Raw genomic sequence first — 11,053 nt, forward strand, 5'->3', positions numbered from 1 at the left:
GACCTTGGTTGTCGCCCTTATGTATCGTGGGCCTATTTCTCCAACAGCTCAAGGGCCGACAGCTTGCGCTGGATGGTCATTTGGACAAGAGCCTGCGCGTCTTCCATGTTGGCCATTTGCAACGACTCGGCATAGCCTTGGTTGTAGTATTCGCGTGCCTTGGCGTACTCCTTGAGCTCTCTGTGCGAGTCGCCGAGCATCACGAGGTAGTTCACGCGGCTCATCACCACCTTCTCATCCTTGAGCGCGCGCTCCACCCACTCTATGGCTTGTCGGTGCTGCGCTGGCGTGAGCTTGGAGCCCGCGGCGTAGTATAGTTGCTGCGCTGCCTTTCCGTAATCGGCTGGCTGCGCCTTGTCGCCCAACTTTTGGAACAGCGTGGTCATAGCCGTGACATATCGCGGCACGTCCTTACTTTTGTAAAGGTGGTAGATGGCGTCAGCGTAGAGCTTGGCCCGGTCGTATGGCGCGATGGCGTCTGTGCCCACCATGTCATAGGCCGCCTTGTAGTCGGTTCGCACTTTCTCCACCCGCTCCGCGTACTTGGCGTCGCCATCCTTGGCCATTTGCTCCATGATGTCGTCGTTTCCCTCTACCACGTAGTAAGCGGCCGGCTTTCCCACAACCTTGACCCACGCGTCGAGGTTGGCGCTGATGAAATCGATTATCCGCAGTTTGTCATCGCGCGAGCCGCCACCGAGGTTGTACATAATGAGGTAATCGTCCTTGTTGATGAGCGCCGGTCCCATCTTCGCGGCTATATACTTGTTGTAAATCTTTGTTATGCGGGTTACCCATTTCTCGGCCTCCATGCCCTCTTGTGCCGCGAGAAAGGTGGGAGCCTTGAGCAATAGTCGCCGCTGTGTGTCAAGGTTGGTGTCATCGGCCTTGTACTGGTCGTACAATTGCTCGAAGCCCTCGGCCTCGCCGGCCGCTATGCGCGCCGCCTCCATGAGCGCCGCGGCGTCCATGGCGCCCACAGTGATGGATATGGCCTTGCCGTCTGGCTTGAGGAAGCCGAGTGTCGGAAAAGCCTGCACGTTGTATTGTTTGGCCACGTCGTCGGCCTTCTCGGCGTCCACCTGCACCGACACGAACCGCTCGTTGAAATAATCGCCCACGGAGTCGATGGTGAACACCTGCTTGGCCATGCGCTTGCACGGCACGCACCACACGGCGTAAAAGTCAACGAAGACAGGTTTGTTTTGTTTTTGGGCCAATGCCAAAGCCTCTTTCAAGGTGCCATCGAAGAATTTGATACCCTTGCCGGCGGTCTGCGCCCTGCCCGTCTGCGCCACGAGCACCGTGGCAAAAAGGAGCAAATATTTGATAGTTCTGTTCATTGTCTTGTTAGTCTTAAGTTTACAATTGTGGAAATTCGGATGTTCCCACTGTCACGAAACAACACGAATTTTGGAAATTGTGAATTGTAAGTTGTGATTTGTGAATTAAAATTCTTTTTCCGCCACCACGAAAGTGAAGATGTCTTGAAGCGTGGCCTCGTGGTCCTCGTTGCTCACGCGTATGGTGAGCGTGTACTTGCCATCGGGCAATTGGGCCGCGCCTTTTTGAAACAGCTGTATCAACCCGCCCTGAATGGTCACCAATCCATCTCTCACGATGGCATTGAACGCCTCGGCGTTGCCGCCGTCTGAGACCTTGACGCTCACATACGAATAGTTGATGGGGGCCGTACCCGACACGCCCTGAATGCGCGTGGATGTCCATGGAGACCCGTTGAGGGCACGCTCCGACGTGGGGTCGATGGAGCGATACACATAGACCGTGTCCGGACTGAACGAGGCGTCGGCCGTCTTGAGATAGCCCACGTCCATGCGGTGGCAGCCCGTCAGCGTGAGGGCCAAGGTGAGCAGGGCCACAAAAATGGAGATTTTGGTATTCTTGTTGTTCATTTTTAAAAGTCTTTAAGCGTGAAGTTGTAATCCAATGAGTGTACCACACCGGTGAGCGTCTTGATGTTAGACGAGGCCACCTGCGTGGTCTTGGTGGTCAATGGCGACACGATGAAGATGGCCACCGGCCCAGCCTCAGGCACGCCATTGTAAGAAGTCCTGAAATTGTAAATCCACAATTGCTTGCCCGATGCCATCCGGTACATTTTGCCACCGGTGCCTATCACCTTGTCAGCGTCTGCCGACGGGCGCCCCGGCACGAAGTCGTCGAGCATGGTGCGTTGTGGCAACACGCAGTCCAACAACATCTCCCGGCACTCGTCAACGGGTATATCGCTCACCCTCTTGAGCCCATTGGCCAAGAGATAACGCCTGATGCTGTGGTTGGTGGGACCAAAAAAGGTGATGTTTTTGCCATACTCCGACGTGCCCTCAAACACCGCGCGCAGGTTGGCGTGGTCTATCATCACGCGCGTGGAGTCCCAGTTGTAAGAGTCGAGCTTGAGGTAGTCCCACATGGTGGTTTGATGGTCGCCATTGGCAACACCTGTGTCTACCAGATTATAATCGGTGCAGCCCACTCCCGTGAGGGTGAGCGCGGCCACCGCGATGGCTGTCAATATATTTTTCATACGTTTACTTTTCATTTTGTGATTGCCGTTTTTTACATGTATTGCACCCAATAGGGCTTTTGCCTGATGACGGTGTTCGTGACCCTTCCGTTAGAATCTTTGTAGGCGCCATCTGGCACGGGCAGCGTCAGCGCGCCTCCACGGATGTCTTGTGGAGTGAGCGTGGTGAACTTGCCTTGCAGCTCGGACGCTATGTAATTGTTGCGCACGATGTCAAAATAGCGCGCGTCGGTCTCGTATAAAAACTCTTTTTCGCGCTCCCGAAACACGGCCTTGCGCAAGCCCTCGGTATCTCTTGCGGCGGGATATGGCTCTGCGCCGGCCCTGTGGCGTATGGCGTTCAGGTCGGCTATGGCAGCCGCGTCGCGACCCATCTTGGCGTTGCACTCGGCGCGGAGCAAATAGAAATCGGCCAATCGCCAGTAAGTGTAGTTGCAATTTACCGACCGGAAGCTCTTGCCGCTTGGCGCGTACTGGTCGGCAATGTACAGAGCGGCGCGGTATTTGTGCATCAGCGCGTAGTCCACGCCGTCCACCTCATGCGGCTCGTCTATATTGTAGAAGTAGGCCTCGCGTCGCATGTCGCCCTTGTCGTACATCTGGTCCACGGTTGATTTGTGCAGGCGATAGGTGGTATTGAAAGCCATGTCGCCCAAATTCTGCGTCTCGTCCAACGGCCAACTGCGGTAGTTCATGGCCACAAGGTTGGGCGTGCTGGAGAAATTGGAACGTGTGGCATCGAACGCGCACGAGAATATTTCCTCCGCATTGGGTCGTTCAGGGCTGGAGAGTGCCTCGCACAACTGCTCTGGCGACGGGCACAGGGCGTAAGCCCCCACCTTGCCATCAATGAGCATGGTGGCGTATTCCACGGCCTTGGCGTAGTCGGCGTTGGCATCTCCCCTCAGGCCATACAGCTCTATCACGCTGCCGCGCCATGCGTACAGGTGTGCCAGCAAGGCCGCACACGATCCTTTTGAGGCAAACTGCCGGTTGGTGATGGGCTGGCCGTTGATGTCCGTGAGCTTGTCGTAAGTGGGCAAAAGGTCCAAGCCCTTGCGCGCATGGGCTATGGCTTGGTCGAGCACGTCTATCTGCGGCGTGCATCCGTATGCCTTGATCGTTTTTGAATCAACGGTCAGCGGCACGTCACCATAGCGTTGCACAAGCGTGAGATAGCATATTCCGAGGGCAAACTCAGCTTGCCCTTGGTGAAAGGCGCGCCGCCCTTCGGTCAAGCCTTGGGTGCGGCCAATGTTGTCAAGAAGCAAGTTGGCCTCAAAGATGGTGCTGTAAAGGTCGGCCCAGTCTTGGCCAGTCTTCACGGTGTTGGGGTTCCATTGGCGTGTTTGGTCGCCAAAACTCATCTCGTCAAGCTTGAGCCCGGCAGCGCAAAAGGCGTTGTCATCGGATATGGCCTTGTTGAGAAAATAGTGTATGGACGAGGTGGTGGCGTTGAGCTCCCGCTCGGTGTCGAACGAGTTGGCATACGTGAGGCTGTTTTCTGGCTTCAGGTCCAAGTCGCAAGCCGACAGGGTGAGGGCGAGCGCCACAGGCAATATATATATAAGATGTTTCATGGTTGTTTAGAATTTGAGTTTTACGCCGAATGTTACCTTGCGGTTCAGGGGGTATTGATCGCCGGTGTCCTTGCCCGTATAGGGGTTCACGATCTCAGGGTCCAGCCCCGAGTAGTTGGTCAGCAAGAACAGGTTCTCACCCGATACGTAGAGGTTCATGCCCTTGACGAAGAGCTTTTTGAGCCATTTCTCGGGCACGTTGTAGCCCAAAACCACTTGCTTGAGCCGCAAGAAGCTCACGCGCTCGATGTTTGAGTCTATGTTGCCATCATACTGTCCGAGGTAGCTCTCGTCGGCAAATTCCATGGAAGGATAGTCGGCTTTCTCGCCGGGTTTCTTCCAGAAGGTGTACTTGCGATAGTCGTTCATGATGACGCCGAAATTCTTGTTCAGGGCGAAGGCGCTACCCTTGACCATGTTCATCATCTTGCGGTCTATCATGTAGCTGAACAGCACGTCGAGCGTCAAGCCCTTCCATGTCAAGCGGCTGTTCACGCCTCCATAGGCGGCGGGCAGCGTGCTGCCGGCGTAATACACGTCGTCGTTGTCTATACGGCCGTCCATGTTCTGGTCTTTGATTTTCCGGCCGCCCACCCGCAGGGGATTGTTTTCCGAGATAAAGTAGAGCGGCGTGCGCTTGCCCTGCTGGTTATAATAATAAGGTATCTGATCCTCGCTCTGCACGATGCCCTCGTCCTTGAAAGTGTAGATGCCGTACACGGGGCGTCCGAGCACCTTGTCGGAGAGATCCTCGCCGTTGAACGACTTGCGGAAGAGGTTGTGGTTGCGGCTAAGATTGAAACCCAACGTCCAGCGCAGGTCGTCGCGACGAATGACATCGGCCGACACCTCAAGCTCTATACCCTCGTTTGAGATGGCCGAGGCGTTGCTCCATATCTTGTTGGCGAAGAAGAAATTGCCCGGCAACGAGGTCTGCATGAGCAGCGCGTCAGAGTATTTGTAATAGTAGTCGAGCTTGACGTTCAACCTGTAATCAAACAGTTGCAAATCCAGTCCCAAGTCGTACTGGTCGCTCTTCTCCCACGTGAGCTTGTTGTTGGCCAGATACTCGGGCACAAGACCGAGGCTTCCCAAGAAGGTGTTGGCCTCTGACATGATACCCAGCGCGAGGTAGGCTTCTTGGAATTTCTGTCCCGACCGGCCCCACGAGGCGCGCAACTTGCCGAAGCTGAGCCACCAAAGCGGTTTCATGAATGGCTCTTCGCTGAAGGCCCATCCCAACCCTACGGATGGGAATGTGCCCCACCTGACGTCGCTGCCAAACACCGACGAACCGTCGGCGCGGATGGAGAACTCGCCAAGATAGCGTTTCTTGTAGTTGTAAGCCACACGCCCGAGAAAGCTGCTCATGGCCTGCTCCTCCTTGTTGGTGAGCAGCCGTTGCAGAGCCTCCACGGTGCCATACTCGTTGGTGCGCAACTGTGGCCAGCCCTCGCCAGCGTATTTTATACGATTGGTGGGACCGCCCTTGGCCTCGCCGCCCAACGATTGCAGCAGGTCTCGGTTGTAAGTGAAACCGCCGAGTAGCTCCACGTTGTGCCGCTTGGCTATGTCAAACTTGTAGGTGAGCAGGTTCTCGGTCTGCAGGTTGGTCATCATCACGTTGTTGGCGTTGATGTTGCTGAGCCGGTCATAGGTGAGGTAGTCGGGGGTGAAAGTGTATGCCCGGGTGGCGTAGTGGTCTATGGAGAACGACGTGGAGAAGCGCAAGCCCCTCACGATGTCGTAGTTCAGGCCAACGGCGGCGCGGATGTTATAGTTTGAGTTTTGCCTATCCACGTCGCGCAGGTTTCTCACGGCTTGCTCCTCGGCCACCGACCCCCTGCCCGGCATGAGGGTGTTGGTGTTCTTGGGGTCGAACGTTAGGCCCTGCACTTTGCCCATGTCGGCAGCATTCTGGTTGGCGTAAGCCATGTTGAGCCTGACATAAGCGTCTACCTTAGGGGTGAGCTTGGCGTCAAGGTTGGACAGCAAGCTCAAGCGTCTGAAACTGGAACTAATCATGATGCCGCGCTCGTCGTACACACCGGCGTTTACCATATAGCGCACGTTGTCGGTTCCGCCAGCGATCTGCGCGTCGGCCTTGGTGATACGTCCCACGCGAAAGGCGTAATCCCACCAGTTGGTGCGGTTGTTGTAAAAGGTGTTGAGCGAGTCTTGCACCACGCCGGGCAGGCGGCTCTCGTTTTCCAGCACTTTGCCGTTGCGCCAAAAATAGTCGAAAGACCCATCGTTGTTAACGTCCCATCCCCACGTGTCGTTATAACCCTTGGGCATGACGGTGCGACCCTCCATCCAATCATAATGGCCGGTACGCTGGCTCTTGGCCAAAAGCGTGGCAAAATCGCGCTCGCCCTTGCCCATAATCTGCGTAGGCGTGGCAGGCAGCCACGAGAGCGTCTGCGAGACGTTGATATTAAACTCGGCCCGGCCGCTCTTGCCCTTCTTGGTGGTGATGAGTATCACGCCATTGGAGGCTCGAGAGCCATATAGCGACGCCGAGGCCGCGTCTTTGAGCACCTCCACCGACTCGATGCTCGAGGGGTCGAGGCCCGCCAAGGTGTTGATGCCGCCAGTGTTCGCGCCCGACGTGGCCACCACGGGCACGCCGTCTATGACAAACAGTGGCGTGCCGTCGTTCACACCCTGCTGGTTGAGCGAGCTGAAACCACGTATGGTGATTTGCGAGCCACCGCCGCCGGGCGTGCCCGAGAGGTTGCTCACGCCCACACCAGCCATGCGCCCCTGCAACAATGTCTCAAGCGATGGGTTGGGCACGTTTTGCAATTGCTCAGCCTTCATGGACGACACGGCGCCCACCATCTCGCGGGTGTTGCGTTTGCCATAGGCTATGACCTGCACCTCGCCGATGGATTGCACCGACGTGCGCATGACGATAGCGAGGGGTTGGCCCACCGCGAAAGGCACAGCCTTGGTCTCGTAGCCCACGCATGTGGCCGTGAGGGTGCCGTTGTCGCGGTCTACCTTTAATGTGAATTTACCATCCACATCAGTCACCACGCCAATATTGGTGCCCTTGATTTGCAGCGTGGCAAAGGGCACGGACTCTCCGTTATTGTCCTTGACCGTGCCCGTCAGCTCTCGGCCATCGTCTTTTTTGACGTTCTCCATGCGGTAAACGCGCAGCACATTGCCCTCAATGCTATAAGCGAAAGGCGTGTGACTGAGCAACTGTTGCGCCGCTTGCGCGGCCGTCACGTTATCAAACGACACGGTGAGCGTGGTGGGATAGTTTCTCACCTCGTCGGTATAGCTCACCGTGTAGCCGCCCTGCTGACCGATAAAGTCGAGTATGGCAGGTACGCTCTTGTCTTTGAACGAGACCGAAAAATGATGGTCTGGGGTCTGGGCCAACGCTCCCGGCGAGCCTACACACACCAACGCCATCATCGTCAAAACCGTCAAAAACACATTAGTCACGGCACGTCTCACCATGACCAATTTTTGCATAAAAATGCTTGAAAGGTTGTTGTTCATGCGTTAAAGTAGATTAATCTAAAGTTTTAAATAATTCTCTAATTTTGCAAAATTAATATTTTCCGCCAAAAAAGCCACGCGTATGTGTTTTTTTAACATTTATCACGGTATACAGGGCGACAGCCCTTCCGCCCGACGAGCGTGGCAAGAGGGTTGGGGCGCGCCGGAAAGAACGCGCGGGGCCATTCAGGGCAAATGGGTTTTGTCATGGCCGCCAAATGTGTTTTGCCATGATAATCAAAGCGAAGATCGACAACAAAAACAGGCAAGCAATTTCGGCGAAAGACAATTAAGCCCTAATCACGACATGATTAAGCCCTAATCACGACACGATTAAGCCCTAATCACGACACGATTAAGCCCTAATCACGACACGATTGGGCCCTAATCACGACACGATTGGGCCCTAATCACGACACGGTGCGCTTTCTCCCACGCGGCCACTTGTTTTTTGGGGCGCGGCTTGCCCCGGGTTGGCCGCCAACACGCGACGCTTGGCATGGCACGGCGCGTTGGCGGCAAACGGCGCGCGCCCATTCGCCCGCGCTGCCAACGCACCCGGGGACATCCTCATAAATGAGGATATGAACGGCCAAAATTATATCCTCATTTATGAGGATGTCCCCATATGGCGAAATAAATCATAAAAAATAAGTATTGTGACATCCAAACCATTGCCCTAACTTTGCACTCGAAAACATTAATTTTTTTACAAATGAAAATCGTTAAGAATTTAGCCCTGCCAGTATTGGCATTTTTTGTGATGGGGCTTGCCTCATGCAGCAATGACGACGATGTAGTTAAGTACAGCGCGAACGCCCTAAAGAACACGGAGTTGATGAACATACTGAAGCAGAAAGGCTATCAGTTTGACAAAGACGGCAAGTTGGAACTCAACGACTTGGCGAACAACACCACCTCGCTCGACCTTAGTGGCACCAAGCTAAAAGATTTAAGCGGGCTTGACATCCTGCCCAATCTGAAGGACGTAAAACTCTCCAATAACGGGTATGGACCAGTATTTGACTTTGCCCTGCTGCCGGCACAAATTACCGGTGTAGATTTGACAGGCAATGACATTTATGACTTTGAAGGACTGGTGAATGTAAAGACGGAAGAGAATGGTGATGAAACCGTAACACAGCTGCACAAAATCACGAAATTGTACTTGCCACAGACGGCAAAGTTCAACATCAAAGACCTTGTGCGTTTCTATCGAAAGAAGAAGGCAGAGATTGAGTCTGGCAGTATAGACGTGAAGATGGAAACAGCAAAAGGCGACTTGCAGAAATACAATACCATTCGCGAGATACCTGATGAGAATATAAGGGCTAATTTCAAAAAATACTTTTCCAGCATCTTTGATGAAGACGGTATTCATATTGACATCAACAAGCGGTTAAACAACAATGATAGGTCGAATGCCTGTGTATTTAATAAGTGGTACGGAGTTGCCACTGCTGAAACACTGGAAGGGGTACAATATATTGTGAACAATCCTTATTGGGACGGCAAACTTCTTACTGTAAACCTGACAAACAAAGCGAAACTCCCGTACCTGAGACCCTGTAGCGGTCTCATGACCTTGTCATTGACAGACGTGGATGCCTCTGAAGGCATCAATCTTGAGGATGCTACAAACATGACAGGTTTCCTATGGGTAAAGGTTAGCGGTATTAGCGAAATAGATTTAAGCCATAGTGCTCTGTTTGGTCGGAGAGCGATTGAGCAGGAACAGGATGGTCCCGGTGGTTCCTCACTTGTTTTTGTAGAATGCCCGGATTTGAAAAAGATAGCTTTACCAGAAAAAAGCGGGTTGCGATCTTATATGATAACATTTGCGAATATGAAGAGTATAGAACAGGTAGATTTGTCCAAATTTAAGATGATATCCAATTTGGAACTTGGCGGTTTATCTGCGAATTGTCGTGTTACCTATCCGGAATTGACGGAATTTCATACCTACGATAAAAAAACTTCGGCGGTTTCAACATGCAAATGCACTAACGATTGCAAAGTTAAAAAATATTTTCATAAAAGCATTCAAATGGACAACGAAAATTCAATTTTTCTCTCGGACGACGATTTATTTTGTCTGTGACCTTAGTTACATACTGATGACTTATATCATCAAAAGAAGATGATTTTGGAATATATTGTCTTATAAGACCATTTTGATTTTCTATCAAACCTTTTTGCCATGATGAATACGGATCTGTGAAATAGACAGTAATGCCAAGTTTCTTTGTAATGTATTCATGACAGGCAAATTCTAATCCGTTATCAGTTGTTATAGTCTTGATAAATTTCTTATATGGCATCAATAACCGAACTACCGTTTTTGCCAGCTCTTTTGCCTCCTTTCCTTTATTAAGTTTCCTCATAAACAACATTCCTGTTTTCTTTTCCGTAATGGTCAATATGGCACCTCGATTCCCTTTGCCAAGAATAGTGTCCATTTCGAAATCTCCGAAGCGTCTGCCATCTGCTTCTTCTGGTCGATCTGTTATTTTTGTCCTGTTACAAATCATTGATCCATCAATACTTACGGGACGTGACCGGTGTTTGAGTTTATGGCGACAATATAGATATAAAGTCCCTCCATTTTTCTTATCCTTACGAATGATTTTATATATAGTTTCATGAGATATTATCATGCCACGTTCTTTTAGCACAGCAGAGATTTGTTGTGGAGACCATTGTTCTTCTATCAACAATCTTATTGCTTCATTTTTCACTTCATCCGAAATGGCACGGTTGCCTGGCTTTCGTTTCTTCCTTTGGTCCGCATTTTTCTGAGCCGTTTCCCAATTATAATTTCCACGGACACCGCTGTTCCGTTTGATTTCCCGGGAAATGGTAGAAGGATCAACACCTATTGATTGTGCAATTTTTGCCTTACTACATCCGTTTTTAGTAAGTACAGAAATCGCACATCTTTGCTGTGAGGTTAAATGGTTATACATGTATATAAAATTAGTTTATGAATGAGACAAGTCATCTTTATTGCGTGATTAAATGTTTTTAACACATACCTTGAAATGCCTATGTTTATGATATTTTAATATTTACATATAGACGTATTTATTATTCAAGAAGCTACTGCAAAAATACATTCAATCCATTTAATTGATGTATATCTATTCACCCATTCACATGGTCGTTTTCACCTTTAGGCAGGCCTTACAGGAAAAAGCTCCCGAAAAGCGGTATGACAGAGTCTTGCAGACACTGCCTCCATTGTTAAACAGGAAAGATTACTTCCCTTTCCCTATATAGCGGTATATACTTATTGTTATATGCTCATATTGCCTTATAGATGTATATATGTATATACGTCTATACGGCAATATAAATTCACGCTTACACAGATTACTTTGCAGACCTTATACTGATCATACACCTTTTC

8 protein-coding genes are annotated in these 11,053 nt (G+C 51.4%); 1 reads left to right on the forward strand and 7 read right to left on the reverse strand.

Features of this window, described 5'->3' with window-relative positions:
- Nucleotides 1–32 precede the first annotated feature (32 nt).
- The 6 genes from C7379_RS07035 to C7379_RS12725 form a co-directional block, all read right to left on the reverse strand.
- On the reverse strand, nt 33–1,343 hold the full coding sequence (locus C7379_RS07035) for a thioredoxin family protein (protein WP_116616646.1): 1,311 nt from the start codon (nt 1,341–1,343) through the stop codon (nt 33–35).
- A gap of 105 nt (nt 1,344–1,448) precedes the next feature.
- Nucleotides 1,449–1,913 (reverse strand): hypothetical protein, encoded by a 465-nt coding sequence (locus C7379_RS07040; RefSeq protein WP_116616647.1) that lies wholly within the window; start codon nt 1,911–1,913, stop codon nt 1,449–1,451.
- Between the two features lie 2 nt (nt 1,914–1,915).
- On the reverse strand, nt 1,916–2,545 hold the full coding sequence (locus tag C7379_RS07045; protein WP_116616659.1) for a fasciclin: 630 nt from the start codon (nt 2,543–2,545) through the stop codon (nt 1,916–1,918).
- 32 nt (nt 2,546–2,577) lie between these two features.
- Entirely contained in the window at nt 2,578–4,125 is a 1,548-nt protein-coding gene (locus tag C7379_RS07050; protein ID WP_116616648.1) for a RagB/SusD family nutrient uptake outer membrane protein, read from the reverse strand.
- Nucleotides 4,126–4,131: 6 nt separating this feature from the next.
- Nucleotides 4,132–7,617 (reverse strand): SusC/RagA family TonB-linked outer membrane protein, encoded by a 3,486-nt coding sequence (locus C7379_RS07055; RefSeq protein WP_419185308.1) that lies wholly within the window; start codon nt 7,615–7,617, stop codon nt 4,132–4,134.
- Nucleotides 7,618–8,050: 433 nt separating this feature from the next.
- The gene (locus C7379_RS12725; RefSeq protein WP_165815042.1) at nt 8,051–8,218 is read right to left on the reverse strand and encodes a hypothetical protein; all 168 of its coding nucleotides are present in this window, start codon (nt 8,216–8,218) and stop codon (nt 8,051–8,053) included.
- A 141-nt stretch (nt 8,219–8,359) separates the two neighbouring features.
- Between C7379_RS12725 and C7379_RS07065 the strand changes: the two genes are divergently transcribed.
- Nucleotides 8,360–9,745 carry a leucine-rich repeat domain-containing protein gene (locus tag C7379_RS07065; RefSeq protein ID WP_243406739.1) on the forward strand — a complete coding sequence of 462 codons (1,386 nt, stop codon included), beginning with the start codon at nt 8,360–8,362 and terminating at the stop codon, nt 9,743–9,745.
- Here the strand turns inward: C7379_RS07065 and C7379_RS07070 are convergent.
- Nucleotides 9,663–10,610, reverse strand: a complete 948-nt coding sequence (locus C7379_RS07070) for an IS30 family transposase (protein WP_103003484.1) — start codon at nt 10,608–10,610, stop codon at nt 9,663–9,665. The two genes, C7379_RS07065 and C7379_RS07070, sit on opposite strands and share 83 nt — an antisense overlap.
- Between the last annotated feature and the right edge of the window lie 443 nt (nt 10,611–11,053).

Origin of the sequence: Hallella colorans (assembly GCF_003096815.1) — a bacterium.
In the GTDB taxonomy this organism is placed as follows: Bacteria; Bacteroidota; Bacteroidia; order Bacteroidales; family Bacteroidaceae; genus Prevotella; species Prevotella colorans.